Origin of the sequence: Amycolatopsis sp. NPDC051371 (assembly GCF_040682155.1) — a bacterium.
GTDB lineage: Bacteria > Actinomycetota > Actinomycetes > Mycobacteriales > Pseudonocardiaceae > Amycolatopsis.
In genome coordinates, this window is the sequence record NZ_JBFBAG010000033.1 from 89,816 (window position 1) to 111,213 (window position 21,398).

Genomic DNA, 21,398 nt, shown 5'->3' on the forward strand with positions numbered 1-21,398 from the left:
CGAGCCCCAGAACTGACCCCAAAAACTACTTGGAGTAAAGCTCGACGATCAGCTGTTCCTGAACCGGAACGTCGATCTGCGCGCGCTCCGGCAGCTGGTGGACCAGCACGCGGAGGTTGGACTGGACGACCTGCAGCCACGCCGGGATCGGGCGGTCGCCGTAGGACTCCTTGGCCACGACCAGGGGCAGCATCGAGAACGACTTCGGCCGCACGTCGATGATGTCCCACTTCGAGACCTGGTAGGACGGGACGTTGACCTTGACGCCGTTGACCAGGAAGTGGCCGTGGCTCACCAGCTGACGCGCCTGACGGCGGGTGCGGGCGATGCCGGCGCGGTAGATCACGTTGTCCAGGCGGGACTCGAGGATCTGCAGCAGGTTCTCACCGGTCTTGCCGGGACGCCGGACGGCTTCCTTGTAGTACCGGACGAACTGACGCTCGAGAACGCCGTAGGTGTAGCGAGCCTTCTGCTTCTCCTGCGACTGCAGGAGGTACTCGGACTCCTTGATGCGCCCGCGGCCGTGCTGGCCCGGCGGGTAGGGGCGACGCTCGAAAGCCTGGTCGCCGCCGATGAGGTCAACCTTGAGGCGACGCGAAATACGCGTCGCGGGGCCGGTGTAACGAGCCATTTCTTCTTACTCCTCCCCGTTCCTCAGACCCGGCGCCGCTTGGGCGGGCGGCAGCCGTTGTGAGGCTGCGGGGTCACGTCCTGGATGGTGCCGACCTCGAGGCCGGCCGCCTGCAGCGAGCGGATCGCCGTCTCGCGGCCCGAACCCGGGCCCTTCACGAAGACGTCGACCTTCTTCATGCCGTGCTCGGCAGCCTTGCGGGCGGCGTTCTCGGCGGCCATCTGCGCGGCGAACGGGGTGGACTTGCGCGAGCCCTTGAAGCCCACGTGCCCACTCGACGCCCACGCGATCACGGCACCGGTCGGGTCCGTGATCGAGACGATGGTGTTGTTGAAGGTGCTCTTGATGTGCGCGTGACCGTGCGCGACATTCTTCTTTTCCTTGCGGCGGACCTTCTTGGCCCCGGCCGCAGTACGAGACTTCGGTGGCATGTTTTGAGGGTTCTCCTGTTAGCGCGCGTTCTCTTGGTGAGCGGCGACCGCTTCGGCCTGTCCGCGCCGGATGATCGAACCGGCGTCGGTGTACAGGTTGCGGAGCGCCATCGGGCGGGCGTAGAGCGCCTTGGGCGAAACGCAGGCCGTGCCACGGCGCTGGACGCCGCCCATCTGCACGACCTTCTTGCCCTGGACGCTCACTTCTTGCCAGCCTTCTTCTTGCCGGCGACCGTCTTCTTCGGACCCTTGCGGGTACGGGCGTTGGTCTTCGTGCGCTGACCACGGACGGGAAGTCCGCGGCGCCAGCGAAGGCCCTCGTAGCACCCGATCTCGATCTTCCGACGGATGTCGGCGTTCACCTCGCGGCGAAGGTCACCCTCGACCTTGAAGTTCTCTTCGATGTACGTACGCAGTTTCGCGAGGTCGTCATCGCTGAGGTCTTTGACGCGAGTGTCCGCGTTGAGCTCGGCAGCCTTGATGAGCTGCTTCGAGCGGGTACGGCCGATGCCGTAGATGTACGTAAGCGCGATCTCCAACCGCTTTTCGCGGGGGAGGTCTACGCCAGCGAGTCGTGCCATTGGCGTTGATGCTCCTTCATTGAATTCATCTTCAGGTCTGCTCCCCGTCCGGTTCCGGGACCGACTCGCCTGTCGTGCCCTCTGCTTGCGCTTCGGGTGTCCCGGCCCCGGCCTGAAGTCCGGGGGTGAACCGGGCCACTCGCGTGGCCCGGCAGGTGCGGGGAGGGTGTGTAGCCGTCAATCCACTCTGGTCGAGTGCGAGTGATCAGCCCTGCCGCTGCTTGTGCCGCAGGTTCTCGCAGATCACCATGATCCGGCCGTGACGGCGGATCACCTTGCACTTGTCGCAGATCTTCTTGACGCTCGGCTGGACCTTCACGTCTTCTGCTCTCCTGTTAGCTGCTCTTCGTGATCACTTGTAGCGGTAGACGATGCGACCACGAGAGAGGTCGTAGGGCGAGAGCTCCACGACAACCCTGTCCTCGGGCAGGATGCGGATGTAGTGCTGCCGCATCTTGCCGCTGATGTGTGCCAGGACCTTGTGACCGTTCTCCAACTCGACGCGGAACATCGCGTTGGGGAGCGGCTCGACTACGCGGCCTTCGACCTCGATGGCCCCGTCTTTCTTCGCCATGTCCTCCGCATTTCCTCGTCGCGCACTGCCTTGTCGGACACTGCCGTTGTCAGCAGCGTCTGTCGCCACACCCGTGATCAACTCGAGCACTAGTGCTGGGTCGGGTGTTGCGTGGCACACTGGTGCCCGGCTCCCTAGATCGTGACTTCACGAGCGCGCAGGATCCGGGCGCGATAAGTGCGCCGACTTGACAGTGTACGCAGGTCGTGTCGCGACCCCCAAACCGGGGGTAATCATGCTAGGGGAATGCGCAGGTGCACGTGACCTCGATCACCACGGAAGGGTGAAAGCGCAGGTCAGGCCTCTTCGGGAGCGGTGAGGACCCACGGGCCCTCTTCGGTGATCGCCACCGTGTGCTCCCAGTGGGCCGCGCGGGAGCCGTCGGCCGTGACGACCGTCCAGCCGTCGTCCAGCTCGCGGGTTTCCCCGCCGCCGCCGGTCAGCATCGGCTCGATCGCCAGCGCCATGCCGGGCTTCAGCCGCGGGCCCTTGCCCGGCTTGCCGATGTTCGGCAGGAACGGGTCCATGTGCATCTGGCGCCCGATGCCGTGCCCGCCGTACTCGACGATCATCCCGTACTCGATGCCGTCGTCGCGGCCCGCGCGTTCGGCGGCCGACTGGACGGCGTAGGAGATGTCGGTCAACCGGCCGCCGGCGTTGACCGCCTCGATGCCGGCCCACATCGCCGCTTCGGTCGCCGCGGACAGCGCCAAGTCGGCGTCGGAGACGTCGCCGATGGCCAGCGTGACGGCGGAGTCGCCGTGCCAGCCGTCGAGGATCGCCCCGCAGTCGACGGAGATGATGTCGCCGTCGGCCAGCACCTGGGTCTTCGCCGGGATGCCGTGGACGATCTGGTCGTTCACCGACGCGCAGATCGACGCGGGGAAGCCGTGGTAGCCCTTGAAGGACGGCACCGCACCGGCGTCCCGGATCGTCTGCTCGGCCAGCTCGTCGAGCTCGGCCGTGCTGACGCCCGGTTTCGCGGTGGCGCGGACCGCCGCCAGCGTGCGGGCGACGACGAGCCCCGCGGCCCGCATCGCCTGCAGCTCGTCCGGGGTCTTGACCTCGATCATGCGCCCACGGCGGAGCACTTGCAGAACACGCAACCCTCCGAGATTCACGTGCGGTCGCGCAGTGCTTTCAGCACCCGGCCGGAGATCTCCTCGACGCTGCCGACGCCGTCGACAGTCACCAGGATGCCGGCGTAGTACTCCAGCAGCGGCGCGGTGTCGGACACGTAGATCTGCTGACGGCGGCGGATGACCTCTTCGGTGTCGTCCGCGCGGCCGCGGGACATGAGGCGTCCGACGACGACGTCCTCCGGCACCTGCAGCTGGATCACCGCGTCGAGCGAGACGTCGGCGTCGCCGAGGATCTCGCCGAGGACCTCGGCCTGCTTGGTGTTGCGGGGGAAGCCGTCGAGCAGGAAGCCGGCCTTCGCGTCCGGCTCGGCCAGCCGCTCGCGGACCATTTCGTTCGTCACCGAGTCGGGCACGAGCTCGCCCGAGTCCAGGTAGCGCTTGGCTTCCTGACCCAGCGGGGTCTCCTGGCCGACGTGCGCGCGGAACAGTTCACCTGTGGAGATGTGCGGGACGCGCAGCTGCTCCGACAGAGCCTCCGCTTGCGTACCTTTGCCCGCGCCTGGCGGACCGACGAGAACCAGCCGCGTCACTTCAAGAACCCTTCGTAGTTGCGCTGCATCAGCTGGCTTTCGATCTGCTTCACGGTGTCGAGCCCGACACCGACCATGATCAGCACAGCCGTGCCACCGAACGGGAAGTTCTGGTTGTTCCCGCTACCGGTCACCGACAGGAAGAAGTTCGGAAGAATCGCGATGATGCCCAGGTACAGCGAACCCGGAAGGGTGATCCGGCCGAGCACGAAGCTCAAGTACTCGGCGGTGGGGCGGCCCGGGCGGATGCCCGGGATGAAGCCACCGAACTTCTTCATCTCGTCCGCGCGCTCGTCCACGTTGAACGTGATGGTGATGTAGAAGTACGTGAAGAAGATGATCAGCGCGAAGTACAGCGCGATGTGCACCCAGCTGGACTGGTTCACGACGTAGTTCTTGATGAAGACCTGCCAGCCGGAGTTGCTGTTCTGGTCGCCGACGAGGCGGCTGATCAGGTCCGGCAGGTACAGCAGGGACGACGCGAAGATGACCGGGATGACGCCGGCCTGGTTCACCTTGATCGGCAGGTAGGTCGACGTGCCGCCGTACATCCGGCGGCCGATCATGCGCTTGGCGTACTGCACCGGGATCCGGCGCTGCCCCTGCTCGACGAAGATGACGCTCGCGATGATCACGAGGCCGAAGACGCAGATCATCGTCAGCGCGACGCCACCGCCGTTGCTGAGGATGTTGCCGCCCTCGACCGGGATGCGCGCGGCGATGTTCAGGAAGATCAGGACGGACATGCCGTTGCCGACACCGCGTTCGGTGATCAGCTCGCCCAGCCACATCATGACGGCGGTGCCCGCGGTCATGGTGATGACGATGATGGCGAGCGAGTAGACGCTGTTGTCCGGGATGATCGGCTGGTCGCAGTCCGGGAAGAGCTGCTTGCGGTCCGCGAGCGCGACCACGCCGGTGGCCTGCAGGATCGCCAGCGCGACCGTCAGGTACCGGGTGTACTGGGTCAGCTTGCCCTGGCCGGACTGGCCTTCCTTCTTCAGCTCCTCGAACCGCGGGATGACCACGGTCAGCAGCTGGATGATGATGCTCGCCGTGATGTACGGCATGATCCCGGTCGAGAAGAGCGACAGCTGCAGCAGCGCACCGCCGCTGAACAGGTTCAGCAGCTGGTAGACGCCTTCCTGCTGCGCCTGGGAACTACAGGCCTGTACCGCCCCGTAGGAGATCCCGGGTGCCGGAATGGTCGCACCGATTCGGTAGACCGCGACGATGGCTAGCGTGAACAGGATCTTCTTGCGTAGATCCGGCGTCGCGAGAGCCGAGCGGAAGGCGCTGAACACGCGGGGGACCTCCTCGGCGTCGTCGGCCGTCCTCAACCGACGATCGGCTTGGCCGGCACGGTGGCCGGCGGGAACACACAGCACTACTGGCACGCAAGCCAGGAACGCTTCGGGGCACACTCGTCCCGAAGCGTGTCGCCGACTCTAACAGCTTCACAGGGCGTGTCCGCAGTCCGTGTGCGTTTTCCGTACCAAGGTTGCTCCGGCGGGTTGATCCACATCGCCGTCTTGGCCGTATTCCTTGACACACGAGGGCAAGATCGGGTCAAGCCGTCGATGTCGCGAGCACCCCGGCGAGGCCGACGAGGACCACGCCGGTGCCGCGGTCGACGTTGCGCCGGGCCCGCCGCGTGAGCTCGATCGACTTCACCGCGGCGCCGACCCCGACGTACACCGAGCCGGCCAGGAACTCGGCCAGCAGGTACACCGCGCCCAGCAGCGCAATCTGCGCCGAAAAGGGCCCGTGACCTGCGTCGATGAACTGCGGGACGAACGCGGTGAAGATGAGGATCGCCTTCGGGTTGGTGATCGCGACGCCGAACTCCTTGCGCGCGACGCGCCACGCCGTCGCCGGTTCGGCCTTCGGTGCGGTGCCGGTCTCGTCGTCTTTGTGCCGGATGGTGGACCAGAGGATCCGCACGCCGAGGTAGAGCAGGTAGGCCGCGCCGGCCCACTTGATGATCGTGAGGGCGGTCTCGGACGCGGCCAGCAGCTGCCCCAGCCCGGCCGCCACGGCGGTGATCAACAGGGTGAACGCGGTCAGCCGGCCGGCCAGCCCGGCGAGGCCGCGGCGAACACCGTGCGTCATCCCGTGGTGGAGGCCGAGCAGGTTGTTCGCCCCTGGCGTAAGCGCGATGAGCACGGAAGCCCCGAAGAAGACCAGCAGCCACGTCATGGTTCTCACGGTAACGCCGGTGGCGAGCGGGTTATCCGGGTTCTTCCGGCGGCAGGACCGTGATGGCGACGCCGGTGGGCGGGGTCGGGGTGTCGGCGTAGGCGAGCGTGGGGTCGGCCCAGTCGTCGCCGGTGCGCCGCCAGGCGGGCAGGTAGGCGAGCACGGCCGCGACGCCGGCCAGGACGGTGGCGCCGATCAGCAGCCACATGCCGGCCTCGGTGATGACTTCGAGGTCCAGGCCCTCCGCCATGGCGGACCAACCGAGCCCGCTCATGCCGACGGTGGTGACCACACCCGCGCTGAAGAGCGCACCCGCGGCGATCAGCCACCGCCCGAGGCCGCGTTGCCGCCACGAGAAGGCCGTGAAAGCGGCGGCGGCCAGCACGATGACGGCGAGGATCAGCGGGATGCCGACCGGCGCGCCCCCCTGGTCGGCGGCGTCCTGCCCGGGAATCTCGGTACGGCTGCCCCAGGCGTTTTGGGTGACGGTGAGCTGGGCTTCGAAGAACCCTTGGTGGACGCTGACGTGCTCTTGCAGCCGGAAGAGCGGGAGGAAGCAGCCACCGACGGTCATCAGCGCGGCGACGGCGGTGAGGACGGGTGGGAGGAAGCGCAGGAGCCCTCCGGCGGGGGTTTCGGCGGCGGTGACCGGGACCGGTGCGGGCTCGGCTGGCGGGGCCGGCGGCGGGACGGCGGTGACCGAGCCGGGCAGTTCGGCCACCGGGAACGGCAGCTGCTCGGGCGGAGGGGGTGCCTGCGCGGGGAAAGCGAACGGATCGGCGGGCGCCGCGGCCGCGAAGAGCGGGGCGTCAGCAGGCGGTGTGGCTTCCGCCGGGAAGGCCAGGGGATTCGGTGGGGGCGATGCCGCATCCGCCGGAGCAAGCGGGCCTGCTGTTGCCGTGACCGCGGGCGGCGCGACCTCCGCCGGGAAGTCGAGCGGCGGCTTCGGGGCCTCGACCGGGAAGCTCAACGGCGACTCACCCGCCTCGGATGGCGGGCCGGGCCGCTCGGGCGGCTTCTGCGACGGTCTGTCCACCCTGTGATCCTCCGTCCGGATCCGCGCCGCGGCAAGGAGCCTGTCCGGTCAGTCGTCTTCCGGGGGCAGCACCGTGATCACGACACCCGACGGCGGCGTCGTGGTGTCCGCGAACGCGACAGCCGGGTCCGCCCACTCCGGGCGGCCCTCCGCGAACCTGCGGTGGCTCAGCGCCGTCGCCGCCGCCGCGGCCAGGACGGCTGCCACGAGCACCCACATGCCCGCCATGGCCGTCGTCTGCAGCTGGGGTGCCCCGTCGTAGAAGAGGTTGCGCGCGCCCTGCATGCCGATCGTGCAGACCGCTCCCGCCAGGAACGCCGCTCCCGCCAGCGTCGTCCGCCGCGCGGCCGCGGACGGCCGGCCGGTCACCGCCTGGCGGGTGCCGAGGACCGCCGCGGCCAGGAGGATCGCGCTCGCCAGCAGCAGCGGGAACCCGAGCGGGACGGAGGGCGAGCTGAGCTCCCCCTGGCCCGGGAACGAGAAGTCGATCCGCCAGGCCCGCTGGATCGTCCGCGCGACCCCGGACGGTTCCAGCCCCAGCGGCTGCTCGGTGGTGAAGAACGGCAGGAACGTCCCGAAGACCGTCAACGCGAGGGCGACCGTCACCAGCGCGGGAGTGAGGAAGACCGGAGTCCGGCGAGCCGCCGGAGGGGTGACGTCCATCCCGCTGATCCTTCCGCCGTAGCGCGGCCGCCACAAGCGAACCCGGGAACGCCGAAGGCCCGCCTGGCGAACCAGACGGGCCTTCGGACGAGAATCAGCTCAGTTGGTGGTGGCGGAGCCACCGGCCGCTTCGAGCTTCTCCTTGGCGGAGCCGGAGAAACCGTCGGCGGTCACGTCGAGCTTGACGCCGTTGACGTCACCGTTGCCGAGCACCTTGACGAGCTTGCCCTTGCGGACGAGACCCGCGGAGGTGAGCTCCTCGGCACCGACCTTGCCACCGTCCGGGAAGAGGCGGGCGATGTCGCCCACGTTCACCGGCTGGTACTCGGTGCGGAAGCGGTTCTTGAAGCCGCGAAGCTTCGGGAGCCGCATGTGGATGGGCATCTGCCCACCCTCGAACCCGGCGGGCACGTTCTTCCGGGCCTTGGTGCCCTTCGTACCGCGACCGGCGGTCTTGCCCTTCGAACCCTCACCACGGCCGACGCGCATCTTCTCGCGCTTCGAGCCCGGAGCCGGGCGCAGGTGGTGGATCTTGATGGCCGTCATGCCTTGACCTCCTCGACCTCCACCAGGTGGCGGACGGTGTGGATCAGGCCGCGCACCTGGGGGGTGTCTTCACGCACGACGCTCTGGCGGATCTTGCGCAGCCCGAGGGTGCGCAGCGACTCGCGGTGAGCGTGCTTCGTGCCGATCTTGCTCTTGACCTGGGTGACCTTGAGCTCAGCCATGTCAGACCCCCTGGCCCGCGCGCTGGCGCAGCATCCGGGCCGGCGCGACGTCCTCGAGCGGGAGACCGCGGCGGGCCGCGACCTCTTCGGGACGCTGCAGGCCCTTCAGGGCCGCCACGGTCGCGTGCACGATGTTGATCGCGTTGTCGGAGCCGAGCGACTTCGACAGCACGTCGTGGACGCCCGCGCACTCCAGCACCGCGCGCACCGGGCCACCGGCGATGACGCCGGTACCGGCGGACGCCGGGCGGAGCAGCACGACACCGGCGGACGCCTCACCCGTGATCGGGTGGGGGATGGTGCCGCCGACGCGCGGAACGCGGAAGAAGTTCTTCTTCGCTTCCTCGACGCCCTTGGCGATCGCCGCGGGAACTTCCTTGGCCTTGCCGTAGCCGACGCCGACCTGACCGTCGCCGTCACCGACGACCACCAGAGCGGTGAAGCTGAAGCGACGACCACCCTTGACGACCTTGGCGACGCGGTTGATCGTCACGACCTTCTCGAGGTGCGGGGTCTTGTCCTGGCCGGCCCCGCCACGGCCGCTGTCGCGCCGGTCCCGGCCGCCACCGCGACGGTCATTGCGGTCGTTGCCGCCCTGGCCGCCGGGTCCGCCCTGTCCGCCGCCGAATTGCCGTGTACGTCCCGGCATCAGGCTTTCCTTCCGTTAACAAGCTTCTGCATCGTCAGAACTCCAACCCCGCCTCACGGGCGGCGTCGGCGAGCGCGGCGATGCGGCCGTGGTAGGCGTTGCCCCCACGGTCGAACACCACAGCCGAGATCCCGGCGTTCTTGGCACGGGCCGCGACCAGTTCCCCGACCTTGGCGGCCTTGGCCTTCTTGTCGCCGTCCAGCGCCCGGACGTCCGCCTCGAGGGTGGACGCCGACGCCAGCGTGTGGCCGACCAGGTCGTCGATGACCTGCACGGCGATGTGCCGCGAGGACCGCTTGACGACCAGGCGCGGACGCTGGTCCGTGCCCGAGACCTTCTTGCGAAGGCGGAAGTGCCGACGGGCCTTCGCGACGCGGCGGCGGGTCGAGATGTCCGTGCCCACCGGCTTGCGCTTCGTAGTCGTGTCGCTCATGATCACTTACCCGTCTTTCCGACCTTGCGGCGGATCTTCTCACCCTCGTACCGCAGCCCCTTGCCCTTGTACGGGTCCGGGCGCCGCAGCTTGCGGATGACGGCCGAGATCTGGCCGACCTTCTGCTTGTCGATACCGGAGACCGAGAACCGGGTCGGGGTCTCCACCTTGAAGGTGATGCCTTCCGGAGCCTCGATCTTCACCGGGTGGCTGTAGCCGAGGGCGAACTCGAGGTCCGAGCCCTTGGCCTGCACGCGGTAACCGACACCGTGAATCTCGAGCTTCTTCTCGTAGCCCGCGGTCACACCCACGACCAGGTTGTTCACCAGGGTGCGGGTGAGGCCGTGCAGAGCCTTGCTGGTGCGCTCGTCGTCCGGGCGCTTGACCAGCAGAGTGCCGTCATCGTCGCGCACGACCGAAATCGGCTCGGCGATGGTGTGCTCCAGGGTCCCCTTGGGGCCCTTGACGCTGATGTGCTGACCGTCGATGGTCACCTCGACCCCGGAGGGGACGGCGACCGGCAGCTTTCCGATGCGTGACATGTCTGTGCCCCCTTCCTTACCAGACGTAGGCGAGGACTTCGCCGCCCACGCTGTTTCGCTTGGCCTGCCGGTCGGTCTGGAGGCCGCCGGACGTCGAGATGATCGCGATGCCCAGCCCTCCGAGAACGGACGGCAGTTCGGTCGATTTTGCGTAGACCCGCAGACCGGGCTTGGAGACGCGCCGCAGGCCGGCGATGCTCCGCTCACGGTTGGGGCCGTACTTGAGTTCGACGACGAGGTTCTTGTGCTTTTCGCCCGGCTCGTCGCGGTAGCTCGCGATGTAGCCCTCGCGCTTGAGGATCTCGGCGATGTTCGCCTTGAGCTTCGAGTGCGGAAGCTTGACCTCGTCGTGGTACGCCGAGTTCGCGTTACGCAGACGCGTCAAGAAGTCTGCGATGGGGTCGGTCATCGTCATGGTGACCTGTCAACCTTTCTCGCCCTGGTTCCCCACCCCGTAAAGAGGGGGCGGGGCCTGTGGCGAAGTGGAGTTTTAGAAAAAAGCTCTTACCAGCTGGACTTGCGGACGCCGGGCAGCTCGCCCGCGTGCGCCATCTCGCGAAGGCAGATCCGGCAGAGCCCGAACTTGCGGAACACGGCGTGCGGGCGGCCGCACCGCTGGCAGCGGGTGTAGCCGCGAACGGCGAACTTCGGCTTCTTCGCGGCCTTGTGGACCAGTGCTTTCTTGGCCATCGGCTCAGTTCTCCTTGAACGGGAAGCCGAGCTTGCGCAGCAGCGCCCGGCCCTCGTCGTCGTTCGTGGCGGTCGTGACGACGGTGACGTCCATGCCGCGCGGGCGGTCGATGGCGTCAGGGTCGATCTCGTGGAACATCGACTGCTCGTTGAGACCGAAGGTGTAGTTGCCGTGGCCGTCGAACTGCTTCGGCGAAAGCCCGCGGAAGTCGCGGATACGCGGCAGCGCGATGGTCAGCAACCGGTCGAGGAACTCCCACATCCGGTCGCCGCGCAGCGTGACGCGCGCACCGATCGGCTGGCCCTCGCGCAGCTTGAACTGCGCGATGGACTTGCGGGCCTTGCGAACCTCGGGCTTCTGGCCGGTGATCAGGGCGAGGTCCTTGACCGCACCCTCGATCAGCTTGCTGTCGCGGGCGGCGTCACCGACGCCCATGTTCACGACGACCTTCACCACGCCCGGGATCTGGTGGACGTTGGCGAAGGAGAACTCCGCCTGCAGCTGGCCCTTGATCTCTTCGCGGTAGCGCACCTTGAGGCGCGGCGCGACCTTCTCTGCGGTGGTCATCAGATGTCCTTACCGTTCCGGCGCGAAACCCGGACCTTCTTGCCGTCCTCGCCGAAGCGGTAACCCACCCGCGACGGCTTGCCGTCCGAGTCGACCACCATCACGTTCGAGACGTGGATCGGGGCCTCCTGCGTGACGATGCCACCGGACTGCGCACCGCGCTGGGTCTGGGTGATCCGCGTGTGCTTCTTGATCCGGTTCACGCCCTCGACCAGCACGCGGTCGCGCTCGGGGTAAGCCTGGATGACCTTGCCCTTGGCGCCCTTGTCCTTGCCGGCGATGACGACGACCGTGTCGCCCTTCTTCACCTTCATCACAGCACCTCCGGCGCGAGCGAAATGATCTTCATGAACTTTCGGTCGCGCAGCTCGCGGCCCACCGGGCCGAAGATGCGGGTGCCCCGGGGCTCGTTGTCGTTCTTGATGAGCACGGCGGCGTTCTCGTCGAACCGGATGTAGGAACCGTCCGGACGACGACGCTCCTTGACCGTGCGGACGATGACGGCCTTGACGACATCGCCCTTCTTCACCCCGGCAGCCGGGATGGCGTCCTTCACGGTGGCGACGATGATGTCACCGATGCCGGCGTAGCGCCGCCCGGAACCACCGAGAACGCGGATGCAGAGGATTTCCTTCGCACCCGTGTTGTCGGCTACCCGAAGCCGCGACTCCTGCTGGATCACGTCAACTCCTGTATGTCGCGCCGGTTCTCGCCCGCTGGTGAGGATTCACCGTGGCGAGCCTTGCGGAACTAAGAACTCCGAAGAGCCCTGCTTACTTGGCCTTCTCCACGATCTGCACCAGGCGCCACCGCTTCGTCGCCGACAGCGGGCGGGTCTCCATCAGGGTGACCCGGTCGCCCACGCCCGCCTCGTTGTTCTCGTCGTGCACCTTGACCTTGGTGGTGCTGCGAACGACCTTCGAGTAACGGGGGTGCTTCTTGCGGTCCTCGAGCTCGACCACGATCGTCTTGTTCATCTTGTCCGAGACGACGTAGCCCTCGCGGACCTTGCGGTCGTTCCGGGCCGGCGTCTCGGTGGTGGGCTCGCTCATGCGGCACCTTCACTCTCGGCGTCGGGGGCAACGGACAGGCCGAGTTCGCGCTCGCGCATGACCGTGTAGATCCGCGCGATGTCCGTGCGGACGGTGCGCAGGCGGCGGTTGTTGTCGAGCTGCCCGGTCGCCATCTGGAAGCGGAGGTTGAAGAGCTCCTCCTTGTATTCCTTCAGACGCAGGACGAGCTCTTCCGCGGTGAGCTCACGCAGCTCCGATGCCAAAGCACCTGCGTTCGCCATCAGAACTCACCACCTTCACGGGTCACGATGCGGCACTTCATGGGCAGCTTGTGGATCGCACGGCGGAGCGCCTCACGGGCGGTCTCCTCGTTCGGGAAGCTGATCTCGAACATCACGCGACCCGGCTTCACGTTGGCGATCCACCACTCGGGCGAACCCTTGCCGGAACCCATGCGGGTCTCGGCCGGCTTCTTGGTCAGCGGGCGGTCCGGGTAGATGGTCGTCCACACCTTGCCACCACGCTTGATGTGACGGGTCATGGCGATACGAGCGGACTCGATCTGCCGGTTCGTCACGTAGCTGTGCTCAAGCGCCTGGATGCCGTACTCGCCGAAGCTGACCTTCGTGCCACCCTTGGCGGCGCCGTGGCGCTTCGGGGAGTGCTGCTTCCGGTGCTTGACCCTGCGCGGGATGAGCACGTCTCAGCCCTCCGTCTTTTCTGCGGTCTCGGTGGCCGGGGCCGCCTCGGTCGTGGCGGCAGCGGCGGCGCGACCGGCTTCGGTCGAGGTGGCGGTCGTGCCCGAGGCGCCGGAACGACGCGGACGGGACGGCCGGTCGCTGCGGTCACGGTCGCGACCGCCGCGCGGCGCGCGCTCGGCGGCGTCGCGGGCCTCGCGAGCCTTCAGGCCACCGACGAGCTCACCCTTGTAGATCCACACCTTGACGCCGATGCGACCGAACGTCGTCTTGGCCTCGAAGAAGCCGTAGTCGATGTCGGCGCGCAGCGTGTGCAGCGGGACCCGGCCGTCGCGGTAGTGCTCGGAGCGGGACATCTCGGCACCGCCGAGACGACCGCCGCACTGCACGCGGATGCCCTTGACCTGCGGCGAGCGCATGGAGGTCTGGATCGCCTTCCGCATCGCGCGGCGGAACGCCACCCGGTTGGAAAGCTGCTCCGCGACCGCCTGGGCGACCAGCTGGGCGTCGGCCTCGGGGTTCTTGACCTCGAGGATGTTCAGCTGGACCTGCTTCTTGGTCAGCTTCTCCAGCGCGCCGCGGATCCGGTCGGCCTCCGCGCCGCGGCGGCCGATGACGATGCCCGGCCGGGCGGTGTGGATGTCGACGCGGACGCGGTCACGAGTGCGCTCGATCTCGACCTTGGAGATGCCGGCGCGCTCCATGCCCGTCGCCAGCAGCTTGCGGATCTTGACGTCCTCGGCCACGTACTCGGCGTACTGCTTGTCGGCGTACCAGCGCGACTTCCAGTCCGTGGTGATACCCAGGCGGAAACCGTGCGGGTTGATCTTCTGGCCCACTACCGGCCACCTGCCTTCTTCTTGCTCTGAGCCTTCTGCGCGACGGCGGGACGCGACTCCACCTCGACGGTGATGTGGCTGGTCCGCTTGCGGATCCGGTACGCACGGCCCTGGGCCCGCGGGCGGATCCGCTTGAGGGTGGGGCCCTCGTCGGCGTACGCGTTCTTGACCCAGAGGGTGTCCGGGTCCAGCTGAAGGTTGTTCTCGGCGTTGGCCACAGCGCTGGCAAGCACCTTCGCGACCGGCTCGCTGGCCGCCTGCGGGGCGAACCGGAGCACGGCCAAGGCGTCGGCGGCGCTACGTCCCTTGATGAGCTCGATCACCCGGCGCACCTTGGTCGGCGAGTCCCGGACGAAGCGAGCCCGCGCGTACGCCGTAGGCAGTTCAGCCTCGGTCGTCACGTCGTTCTGGGCGTTCATCGCTACTTCCTGTCTGGTTTCGTGCCCGCTCAGCGGCGGCGCGACTTGCGGTCGTCCTTGATGTGACCCTTGAAGGTCCGCGTCGGGGCGAACTCGCCCAGCTTGTGACCCACCATGGCCTCGGTGACGAACACCGGGACGTGCTTGCGTCCGTCGTGCACAGCGATCGTGTGACCCAGGAAGTCCGGGATGATCGTGGAACGGCGCGACCAAGTCTTGATCACGGTCTTCTTGCCCGACTCGTTGAGAACGTCCACCTTCTTGAGCAGGTGGTCGTCCACGAAGGGGCCCTTTTTAAGGCTACGTGGCATGTTCTTCTACCTCCCTGCTCAGCGCTTGTTCTTGCCGGTACGGCGGCGGCGGACGATCATCGCGTCGGACGCCTTGCGGCGACGCGTGCGGCCCTCGGGCTTACCGTTCGGGTTGACGGGGTGACGACCACCGGACGTCTTGCCCTCGCCACCACCGTGCGGGTGGTCGACCGGGTTCATCACGACACCACGGACCGTGGGGCGCTTGCCGCGCCAGCGGTTACGGCCCGCCTTGCCCCAGTTGATGTTGGCGTGGTCGGAGTTGCCGACCTCGCCGATCGTGGCGCGGTTGCGCACGTCCACGTTGCGGATCTCGCCCGAGGGGAGACGCAGCTGGGCGTACGGCCCGTCCTTGGCGACGAGCTGCACCTTCGCGCCGGCGGACCGCGCCATCTTCGCGCCGCCACCGGGGCGGAGCTCGATCGCGTGGATCACGGTGCCCACCGGGATGTTGCGCAGCGGCAGGTTGTTGCCCGGCTTGATGTCGGCCCGGGGTCCGTTCTCCACCGTGTCACCCTGCTTGAGCTTCTCCGGCGCGATGATGTAGCGCTTCTCGCCGTCGGCGTAGTGCAGCAGCGCGATGCGAGCGGACCGGTTGGGGTCGTACTCGATGTGCGCGACCTTGGCGGGAACGCCGTCCTTGTCGTTGCGACGGAAGTCGATGAGGCGGTAAGCGCGCTTGTGGCCGCCACCCTTGTGCCGGGTGGTGATCTTGCCCGACGAGTTGCGACCACCGGTGCCGCTCAGCGGACGCAGCAGCGACTTCTCGGGAGTCGAGCGGGTGATCTCGGCGAAGTCCGAGACGCTCGAACCGCGACGACCCGGGGTCGTCGGCTTGTACTTGCGGATGCCCATGTCAGCTCAGTCCTTTACGCGGTGGGTCCGCCGAAGATCTCGATCGCCTTGCTTTCAGGCGAAAGAGTCACGATGGCGCGCTTGGTGTCCTTGCGCTTGCCGAAGCCGGCGCGAGTCCGCTTCCGCTTGCCCTGGCGGTTGGCGGTGTTGACGCTGACCACCTTGACGCCGAACACCTTTTCGACCGCGATCTTGATCTGGGTCTTGTTGGCGTCCGGACGGACGATGAACGTGTACTTGTGGTCCTCGAGCAGCCCGTAGGACTTCTCGGAGATGACCGGCGCGAGCAGGATGTCGCGGGGGTCCGGAATGGCGACCGAACTCACTTCTCGTCACTCCCTTCCGTGACCTCGCCCGACCGCGCGGAAGCCTTGACGGTCTTTCCGCGGGCGGGGCCGGCGACGAACGCGTCGTACGCGGCCTTGGTGAACACGACGTCGTCGTTGACCAGCACGTCGTAGGTGTTGAGCTGGTCCGCCCAGAGCAGGTGCACCTCGGGGAGGTTCCGCAGGGAAACCCAGCTGTACTCGTCGTCCCGGTGCAGCACCACGAGCACGCGCTTCGCCTGCGTCACCGCGGCCAGAACGGCCTTGGCGGCCTTGGTCGACGGCTTCTCACCCGTCACCAGCTCGGTGACGATGTGCAGCTGGCCGGCGCGCGCCCGGTCGGAGAGGGCGCCACGCAGGGCGGCAGCCTTCATCTTCTTCGGGGTGCGCTGCGAGTAGTCGCGCGGCGTGGGGCCGTGGACGACGCCACCGCCGACGAACTGCGGCGCGCGGGTCGAACCCTGGCGGGCACGGCCGGTGCCCTTCTGCCGGTACGGCTTCTTGCCGCCACCGGAGACCTCACCACGGGTCTTCGTGTCGTGCGTGCCCTGGCGCGCGGCGGCCTGCTGGGCCACCACCACCTGGTGCATCAGCGCGACATTGGCCTGCACGTCGAAGATCTCCTCGGGGAGGTCCACGGTGCCGTCGGCTTTACCGGCCGGGGTCTTCAGCTCGACGCTTGTCATTCGGAGTTACCACCCTTCGCGGCGCTGCGCACGAACAGCAGGCCGCCCTTGGGACCGGGCACGGCGCCCTTGATCAGCAGCAGGCCGTCCTCGGCACGCACGGCGTGCACGGTCAGGTTCTGCGTGGTGACCCGGTCGTTGCCCATCCGGCCCGCCATGCGCAGGCCCTTGAAGACGCGGCCGGGGGTGGCGCAGCCACCGATCGAACCCGGCTTGCGGTGCACGGCCTGGGCACCGTGGCTCGCGCCCTGGCCCTTGAAACCGTGGCGCTTCATGACACCGGCGTAGCCCTTGCCCTTGCTGGTACCGGTCACGTCGACCTCGACGCCGGCGGCGAACACCTCGGCGGTGATCTCCTGGCCGACCTCGTAGGTCTCGGCGTCGGTGGTACGCAGCTCCGCGAGGAAGCGCCGCGGGGTCACGCCCGCTTTGTCGTAGTGGCCGGTGCGCGGCTTGTTCACCCTGCGCGGGTCGACCGCGCCGAACGCCAGCTGCACGGCCGTGTAGCCGTCCTTGTCCTGGGTCCGAACCTGGGTGACCACGTTCGGACCGGCCTTGACGACGGTGACCGGGACAACCCGGTTCTGCTCGTCGAAGACCTGGGTCATGCCGAGCTTGGTGCCCAGGATGCCCTTCATCTGCCTGTCAGACATGAGTCTCTTATCTCCGCCGCTCGCCCAACGCTTACTGGATGTTGACGTCGACGCTCGCCGGCAGGTCGATGCGCATGAGCGCGTCGACCGTCTTCGGCGTCGGGTCGAGGATGTCGATCAGACGCTTGTGCGTGCGCATCTCGAAGTGCTCGCGCGAGTCCTTGTACTTGTGCGGCGAGCGGATGACGCAGTAAACGTTCTTCTCGGTGGGCAGCGGCACCGGCCCGACGACCCGGGCGCCGGTGCGCGTGACCGTTTCCACGATCTTGCGCGCCGAGGTGTCGATCGCCTCGTGGTCGTAGGCCTTGAGCCGGATGCGGATCTTCTGTCCCGCCATGGTGGCTGCTCGTTCCTTGTCGTCTCGTGCCGCTATCTCACAAACCCCGCCGCTGTGTCTCCACTTTGGCCTGGGTTTCCGCAGTTCAACGGCCCTGTCCCCGGTCCACGCGGTCGGGCGTGTCGCGCCCGACGCACAGACGGATCCCGCGGGATCGTCGTCTTGCCTGGTCTTCCTCAACGTGAGGAGGCTATGAGCCGGCTCTGCCTTTGCAAGCACTGTCGTCTCACTGCCTTTGCCCGCTCGCCTGCAACCCGAAGGAAGAGCTCGGCGGACCGTGGCCACTCGCACCGAGGCGGCCGGACCCCGAAGGGATCGGCCGCCCCAGGACGAGCAACCTGAATAGTGTCGCACACGTGATTTGACGCCCCTGACCCGGGGGTGTATTGCCCCCGGGCCGGGCGTCGAATCACTTGATGATCTTGGTGACCTGACCCGCACCGACGGTGCGGCCACCCTCGCGGATGGCGAAGCGCAGGTTCACGTCCATCGCGACCGGCTGGATCAGCGCGACCGAGATGTCGGTGTTGTCGCCCGGCATGACCATCTCGGTGCCCTCGGGGAGGGTCACGACGCCGGTCACGTCGGTGGTGCGGAAGTAGAACTGCGGGCGGTAGTTGTTGAAGAACGGGGTGTGACGGCCACCCTCGTCCTTCGACAGGATGTAGACCCGGCCCTCGAAGTCGGTGTGCGGGGTGGTGGTACCCGGCTTCACGACGACCTGGCCGCGCTCGACGTCCTCACGCTTGATACCGCGGACGAGGAGGCCGACGTTGTCGCCCGCCTGGCCCTGGTCCAGCAGCTTGCGGAACATCTCGACACCGGTGACGGTGGTCTTGGTCGACTTTTCCTTGATGCCGACGATCTCGACCTCTTCGTTCACGTTGACCACGCCACGCTCGACGCGGCCGGTGACGACGGTGCCGCGACCGGTGATCGTGAAGACGTCCTCGATCGGCATGAGGAACGGCTTGTCGAGCTCGCGCACCGGGTCCGGCACGTTGTTGTCGACAGCGGTCATCAGCTCGAGAACGGCCTCGCCCCACTTCTCGTCGCCCTCAAGGGCCTTCAGGCCCGAGACGCGCACGACCGGAGCGTCGTCGCCCGGGAACTCCTGCGAGGACAGCAGCTCGCGGACCTCGAGCTCGACGAGCTCCAGGATCTCCTCGTCGTCCACCATGTCGGCCTTGTTCAGCGCGACCACGATGTAGGGCACGCCGACCTGGCGGGCGAGCAGCACGTGCTCACGGGTCTGCGGCATCGGGCCGTCGGTCGCCGCGACCACGAGGATCGCGCCGTCCATCTGAGCGGCACCGGTGATCATGTTCTTGATGTAGTCCGCGTGACCCGGCGCGTCGACGTGCGCGTAGTGACGCTTCTCGGTCTGGTACTCGACGTGCGAGATGTTGATCGTGATGCCGCGCTGCTTCTCTTCCGGCGCGTTGTCGATCTGGTCGAACGCCCGGGACTCGTTGAGCTCCGGGTACTTGTCGTGCAGAACCTTGGTGATCGCCGCGGTCAGCGTGGTCTTGCCGTGGTCGACGTGACCGATGGTCCCGATGTTGACGTGCGGCTTGCTCCGCTCGAACTTCGCCTTCGCCACTGGAATGTCCTCCTGGACTGATTTCGCTTTGTGCTCGGAGGGCAGCGTGGCTGCTGCCCTCCGAATGTTCCTTCGTCGGTGCTGCGGACGTTCAGGAGAGTCCCTTAATGCCCGCGCGCGGTGGGGGGAGTTACTCCCCCGTCGCCTTCGCGATGATTTCCTTCGCGACGTTCGCGGGAACCTCGGCGTAGGAGTCGAACACCATGGAGTAGTTCGCCCGGCCCTGGGTGCGGGACCGGAGGTCACCGACGTAGCCGAACATCTCCGACAGCGGGACCAGTGCCTTCACGACACGGGTACCCGACCGCTCCTCCATGGCCTGGATCTGACCACGGCGGGAGTTGAGGTCACCGATGACGTCACCCATGTAGTCCTCGGGCGTGGTCACCTCGACCGCCATCATCGGCTCCAGGATCACCGGGCCGGCCTTCTTCGCGGCTTCCTTCATCGCCATGGAACCGGCGATCTTGAACGCCATCTCCGAAGAGTCGACCTCGTGGTATGCACCGTCCAACAGGGTGAACTTCAACCCGACGAGCGGGTAGCCGGCCAGGACGCCGTACTGCATCGCGTCCTGCGCGCCCGCGTCGACCGACGGGATGTACTCCCGCGGCACGCGACCACCGGTCACCTTGTTGTCGAACTCGTAGAGCGCGCCATCGGTGCGCTCGAGCGGCTCCAGCTTCACGATGACCTTCGCGAACTGGCCGGAACCACCGGTCTGCTTCTTGTGGACGTAGTCGAGCTTGTCGACCGTCTTCTTGATCGTCTCGCGGTAAGCGACCTGCGGCTTGCCGATGTTCGCCTCGACCTTGTAGTCGGACTTCATCCGGTTCACCAGCACCTCGAGGTGCAGCTCGCCCATGCCCGCGATGATCGTCTGGCCGGTGTCCTCGTCCAGCTTGACCTGGAACGTCGGGTCCTCTTCGGCCAGCTTCTGGATCGCCAGGGACAGCTTCTCCTGGTCGGCCTTCGTCTTCGGCTCGATCGCGACCCGGATGACCGGCTCGGGGAACGTCATCGACTCCAGCACGATCGGGTTCTGCGGGTCCGCCAAGGTGTCACCCGTGGTGGTGTCCTTCAGCCCGATGACCGCGTAGATGTGGCCGACCTGGGCGTCGTTGACCGGGTTCTCCTTGTTGGAGTGCATCTGGAAGATCTTCCCGATGCGCTCCTTGCGCTCCTTGGTCGCGTTGATGACCTGAGCGCCGGCGGCGACCTTGCCCGAGTACACCCGGATGTAGGTCAGCTTGCCGAAGAACGGGTGCGCGGCGATCTTGAACGCGAGCGCGGAGAACGGCTCGTCGACCGAAGCGGTGCGTGTGGCCGGGGTCTCCCCGTCGGTCAGCGTGCCCTCGACCGCCGGCATGTCCAGCGGCGACGGCAGGTAGTCGATGACCGCGTCGAGCATGGGCTGGACGCCCTTGTTCTTGAACGCGGAACCGGCCAGCACCGGGAAGACGTCGCGGGTGATGGTGAGCTTCCGGATGCCGGCCTTGATCTCGGCCTCCGTCAGCTCCTCGCCCTCGAGGAACTTCTCCATCAGCGCGTCGTCCGCCTCGGAGACGGTCTCGACGAGCTTCTCGCGGTACTCCGCGGCCAGCTCGGCCAGCTCGGCCGGGATCTCCTCGATGGAGTAGTCCTCGCCCTTCTGGACCTCACCGCGCCAGGTCAGCGCCTTCATGCGGACCAGGTCGACGACGCCTTCGAAGTCGTTCTCGGCGCCGATCGGCAGCTGGATGACCAGCGGGCGGACGCCGAGGCGCTCCACGATGGTCTTCACGGTGTAGTAGAAGTCCGCGCCCAGCTTGTCCATCTTGTTGACGAAGCAGATGCGCGGGACGTCGTACTTGTCCGCCTGCCGCCAGACCTGCTCGGACTGCGGCTCGACGCCTTCCTTGCCGTCGAAGACGGCGACCGCACCGTCGAGCACCCGCAGGTTCCGCTCCACCTCGACGGTGAAGTCGACGTGCCCGGGGGTGTCGATGATGTTGATCTGGTGGTCGTCCCAGAAGGTGGTGGTCGCAGCCGAGGTGATGGTGATACCCCGCTTCTGCTCCTCCTCCATCCAGTCCATGGTGGCGGCGCCGTCGTGGACTTCACCGATCTTGTAGTTGACCCCGGTGTAGAACAGGATCCGCTCGGTGGTGGTGGTCTTGCCGGCGTCGATGTGGGCCATGATGCCGATGTTGCGGACCTGTGTCAGGTCGGTCAGCACGTCACGTGCCACGAGAGTGTTCCCCTGTTCTCAAGCTTGGGGC

The 21,398-nt window shown here is 67.3% G+C and carries 35 protein-coding genes; all 35 read right to left on the reverse strand.

Annotated features, from left to right (window positions below):
- Window positions 1-25 precede the first annotated feature (25 nt).
- The gene (rpsD, locus tag AB0M59_RS34340) at window positions 26-631 is read right to left on the reverse strand and encodes a 30S ribosomal protein S4 (protein ID WP_364623796.1); all 606 of its coding nucleotides are present in this window, start codon (window positions 629-631) and stop codon (window positions 26-28) included.
- Window positions 632-654: 23 nt separating this feature from the next.
- On the reverse strand, window positions 655-1,062 hold the full coding sequence (gene rpsK / locus AB0M59_RS34345) for a 30S ribosomal protein S11 (RefSeq protein WP_004558885.1): 408 nt from the start codon (window positions 1,060-1,062) through the stop codon (window positions 655-657).
- Window positions 1,063-1,080: 18 nt separating this feature from the next.
- Window positions 1,081-1,266 carry a hypothetical protein gene (locus tag AB0M59_RS34350; protein ID WP_086681363.1) on the reverse strand — a complete coding sequence of 62 codons (186 nt, stop codon included), beginning with the start codon at window positions 1,264-1,266 and terminating at the stop codon, window positions 1,081-1,083.
- A complete protein-coding gene (gene rpsM / locus AB0M59_RS34355) occupies window positions 1,263-1,643 on the reverse strand; it encodes a 30S ribosomal protein S13 (RefSeq protein WP_004558883.1) in 381 nt (126 codons plus the stop codon). Before rpsM ends, AB0M59_RS34350 begins: the two co-directional genes overlap by 4 nt.
- Window positions 1,644-1,848: 205 nt before the next feature.
- Window positions 1,849-1,962, reverse strand: coding sequence for a 50S ribosomal protein L36 (gene rpmJ, locus AB0M59_RS34360; protein WP_004558882.1), 114 nt, complete (start codon window positions 1,960-1,962; stop codon window positions 1,849-1,851).
- 33 nt (window positions 1,963-1,995) lie between these two features.
- Window positions 1,996-2,217: a translation initiation factor IF-1 gene (infA, locus tag AB0M59_RS34365; protein WP_004558881.1), complete on the reverse strand. Its 222-nt coding sequence runs from the start codon at window positions 2,215-2,217 to the stop codon at window positions 1,996-1,998.
- A gap of 296 nt (window positions 2,218-2,513) precedes the next feature.
- Window positions 2,514-3,290: a type I methionyl aminopeptidase gene (map, locus tag AB0M59_RS34370; RefSeq protein ID WP_364623798.1), complete on the reverse strand. Its 777-nt coding sequence runs from the start codon at window positions 3,288-3,290 to the stop codon at window positions 2,514-2,516.
- 44 nt (window positions 3,291-3,334) lie between these two features.
- The gene (locus tag AB0M59_RS34375) at window positions 3,335-3,889 is read right to left on the reverse strand and encodes an adenylate kinase (protein ID WP_364623800.1); all 555 of its coding nucleotides are present in this window, start codon (window positions 3,887-3,889) and stop codon (window positions 3,335-3,337) included.
- The gene (gene secY / locus AB0M59_RS34380) at window positions 3,886-5,193 is read right to left on the reverse strand and encodes a preprotein translocase subunit SecY (protein ID WP_364623802.1); all 1,308 of its coding nucleotides are present in this window, start codon (window positions 5,191-5,193) and stop codon (window positions 3,886-3,888) included. Before secY ends, AB0M59_RS34375 begins: the two co-directional genes overlap by 4 nt.
- Before the next feature lie 265 nt (window positions 5,194-5,458).
- Window positions 5,459-6,088, reverse strand: a complete 630-nt coding sequence (locus tag AB0M59_RS34385; RefSeq protein WP_364623804.1) for a LysE family translocator — start codon at window positions 6,086-6,088, stop codon at window positions 5,459-5,461.
- Window positions 6,089-6,119: 31 nt separating this feature from the next.
- Entirely contained in the window at window positions 6,120-7,124 is a 1,005-nt protein-coding gene (locus tag AB0M59_RS34390; protein ID WP_364623806.1) for a hypothetical protein, read from the reverse strand.
- Between the two features lie 48 nt (window positions 7,125-7,172).
- Complete coding sequence (locus tag AB0M59_RS34395; RefSeq protein WP_364623808.1) at window positions 7,173-7,787, reverse strand: hypothetical protein; 615 nt, start codon at window positions 7,785-7,787, stop codon at window positions 7,173-7,175.
- Between the two features lie 99 nt (window positions 7,788-7,886).
- A complete protein-coding gene (rplO, locus tag AB0M59_RS34400; protein ID WP_364623809.1) occupies window positions 7,887-8,333 on the reverse strand; it encodes a 50S ribosomal protein L15 in 447 nt (148 codons plus the stop codon).
- Window positions 8,330-8,515, reverse strand: coding sequence for a 50S ribosomal protein L30 (gene rpmD / locus AB0M59_RS34405; protein ID WP_155548877.1), 186 nt, complete (start codon window positions 8,513-8,515; stop codon window positions 8,330-8,332). The genes rplO and rpmD overlap by 4 nt, the downstream gene beginning before the upstream one ends.
- Window position 8,516: 1 nt before the next feature.
- On the reverse strand, window positions 8,517-9,164 hold the full coding sequence (gene rpsE / locus AB0M59_RS34410) for a 30S ribosomal protein S5 (RefSeq protein WP_328445515.1): 648 nt from the start codon (window positions 9,162-9,164) through the stop codon (window positions 8,517-8,519).
- 34 nt (window positions 9,165-9,198) lie between these two features.
- Window positions 9,199-9,597: a 50S ribosomal protein L18 gene (rplR, locus tag AB0M59_RS34415; protein WP_364623811.1), complete on the reverse strand. Its 399-nt coding sequence runs from the start codon at window positions 9,595-9,597 to the stop codon at window positions 9,199-9,201.
- A gap of 2 nt (window positions 9,598-9,599) precedes the next feature.
- Window positions 9,600-10,139 carry a 50S ribosomal protein L6 gene (gene rplF, locus AB0M59_RS34420; RefSeq protein ID WP_364623813.1) on the reverse strand — a complete coding sequence of 180 codons (540 nt, stop codon included), beginning with the start codon at window positions 10,137-10,139 and terminating at the stop codon, window positions 9,600-9,602.
- Window positions 10,140-10,155: 16 nt separating this feature from the next.
- Window positions 10,156-10,554, reverse strand: a complete 399-nt coding sequence (gene rpsH, locus AB0M59_RS34425) for a 30S ribosomal protein S8 (RefSeq protein WP_364623815.1) — start codon at window positions 10,552-10,554, stop codon at window positions 10,156-10,158.
- Window positions 10,555-10,643: 89 nt separating this feature from the next.
- Window positions 10,644-10,829: a type Z 30S ribosomal protein S14 gene (locus AB0M59_RS34430; protein WP_284745392.1), complete on the reverse strand. Its 186-nt coding sequence runs from the start codon at window positions 10,827-10,829 to the stop codon at window positions 10,644-10,646.
- Between the two features lie 4 nt (window positions 10,830-10,833).
- A complete protein-coding gene (gene rplE, locus AB0M59_RS34435) occupies window positions 10,834-11,397 on the reverse strand; it encodes a 50S ribosomal protein L5 (protein ID WP_364623817.1) in 564 nt (187 codons plus the stop codon).
- A complete protein-coding gene (rplX, locus tag AB0M59_RS34440) occupies window positions 11,397-11,711 on the reverse strand; it encodes a 50S ribosomal protein L24 (protein WP_364514468.1) in 315 nt (104 codons plus the stop codon). Before rplX ends, rplE begins: the two co-directional genes overlap by 1 nt.
- Window positions 11,711-12,079 (reverse strand): 50S ribosomal protein L14, encoded by a 369-nt coding sequence (gene rplN / locus AB0M59_RS34445; protein WP_004558867.1) that lies wholly within the window; start codon window positions 12,077-12,079, stop codon window positions 11,711-11,713. The genes rplX and rplN overlap by 1 nt, the downstream gene beginning before the upstream one ends.
- Window positions 12,080-12,170: 91 nt before the next feature.
- Window positions 12,171-12,449, reverse strand: a complete 279-nt coding sequence (gene rpsQ / locus AB0M59_RS34450) for a 30S ribosomal protein S17 (protein WP_013222609.1) — start codon at window positions 12,447-12,449, stop codon at window positions 12,171-12,173.
- A complete protein-coding gene (gene rpmC / locus AB0M59_RS34455; RefSeq protein ID WP_086675500.1) occupies window positions 12,446-12,691 on the reverse strand; it encodes a 50S ribosomal protein L29 in 246 nt (81 codons plus the stop codon). The genes rpsQ and rpmC overlap by 4 nt, the downstream gene beginning before the upstream one ends.
- Entirely contained in the window at window positions 12,691-13,110 is a 420-nt protein-coding gene (rplP, locus tag AB0M59_RS34460) for a 50S ribosomal protein L16 (RefSeq protein ID WP_004558864.1), read from the reverse strand. The genes rpmC and rplP overlap by 1 nt, the downstream gene beginning before the upstream one ends.
- A 3-nt stretch (window positions 13,111-13,113) precedes the next feature.
- Complete coding sequence (gene rpsC / locus AB0M59_RS34465; RefSeq protein WP_308669973.1) at window positions 13,114-13,947, reverse strand: 30S ribosomal protein S3; 834 nt, start codon at window positions 13,945-13,947, stop codon at window positions 13,114-13,116.
- Window positions 13,947-14,366, reverse strand: coding sequence for a 50S ribosomal protein L22 (gene rplV / locus AB0M59_RS34470; RefSeq protein ID WP_290060366.1), 420 nt, complete (start codon window positions 14,364-14,366; stop codon window positions 13,947-13,949). Before rplV ends, rpsC begins: the two co-directional genes overlap by 1 nt.
- A 29-nt stretch (window positions 14,367-14,395) precedes the next feature.
- The gene (rpsS, locus tag AB0M59_RS34475; RefSeq protein ID WP_026468892.1) at window positions 14,396-14,677 is read right to left on the reverse strand and encodes a 30S ribosomal protein S19; all 282 of its coding nucleotides are present in this window, start codon (window positions 14,675-14,677) and stop codon (window positions 14,396-14,398) included.
- Between the two features lie 18 nt (window positions 14,678-14,695).
- On the reverse strand, window positions 14,696-15,532 hold the full coding sequence (gene rplB / locus AB0M59_RS34480) for a 50S ribosomal protein L2 (protein WP_364623820.1): 837 nt from the start codon (window positions 15,530-15,532) through the stop codon (window positions 14,696-14,698).
- 14 nt (window positions 15,533-15,546) lie between these two features.
- On the reverse strand, window positions 15,547-15,858 hold the full coding sequence (rplW, locus tag AB0M59_RS34485; protein WP_003102087.1) for a 50S ribosomal protein L23: 312 nt from the start codon (window positions 15,856-15,858) through the stop codon (window positions 15,547-15,549).
- Window positions 15,855-16,544 carry a 50S ribosomal protein L4 gene (rplD, locus tag AB0M59_RS34490; protein WP_364623822.1) on the reverse strand — a complete coding sequence of 230 codons (690 nt, stop codon included), beginning with the start codon at window positions 16,542-16,544 and terminating at the stop codon, window positions 15,855-15,857. Before rplD ends, rplW begins: the two co-directional genes overlap by 4 nt.
- Window positions 16,541-17,197 carry a 50S ribosomal protein L3 gene (rplC, locus tag AB0M59_RS34495; protein WP_364623824.1) on the reverse strand — a complete coding sequence of 219 codons (657 nt, stop codon included), beginning with the start codon at window positions 17,195-17,197 and terminating at the stop codon, window positions 16,541-16,543. Before rplC ends, rplD begins: the two co-directional genes overlap by 4 nt.
- A gap of 31 nt (window positions 17,198-17,228) precedes the next feature.
- Entirely contained in the window at window positions 17,229-17,534 is a 306-nt protein-coding gene (gene rpsJ / locus AB0M59_RS34500) for a 30S ribosomal protein S10 (protein WP_003102098.1), read from the reverse strand.
- Between the two features lie 409 nt (window positions 17,535-17,943).
- Window positions 17,944-19,137, reverse strand: a complete 1,194-nt coding sequence (tuf, locus tag AB0M59_RS34505) for an elongation factor Tu (RefSeq protein WP_364623826.1) — start codon at window positions 19,135-19,137, stop codon at window positions 17,944-17,946.
- A 130-nt stretch (window positions 19,138-19,267) separates the two neighbouring features.
- Window positions 19,268-21,367, reverse strand: coding sequence for an elongation factor G (gene fusA / locus AB0M59_RS34510; protein WP_364623828.1), 2,100 nt, complete (start codon window positions 21,365-21,367; stop codon window positions 19,268-19,270).
- Between the last annotated feature and the right edge of the window lie 31 nt (window positions 21,368-21,398).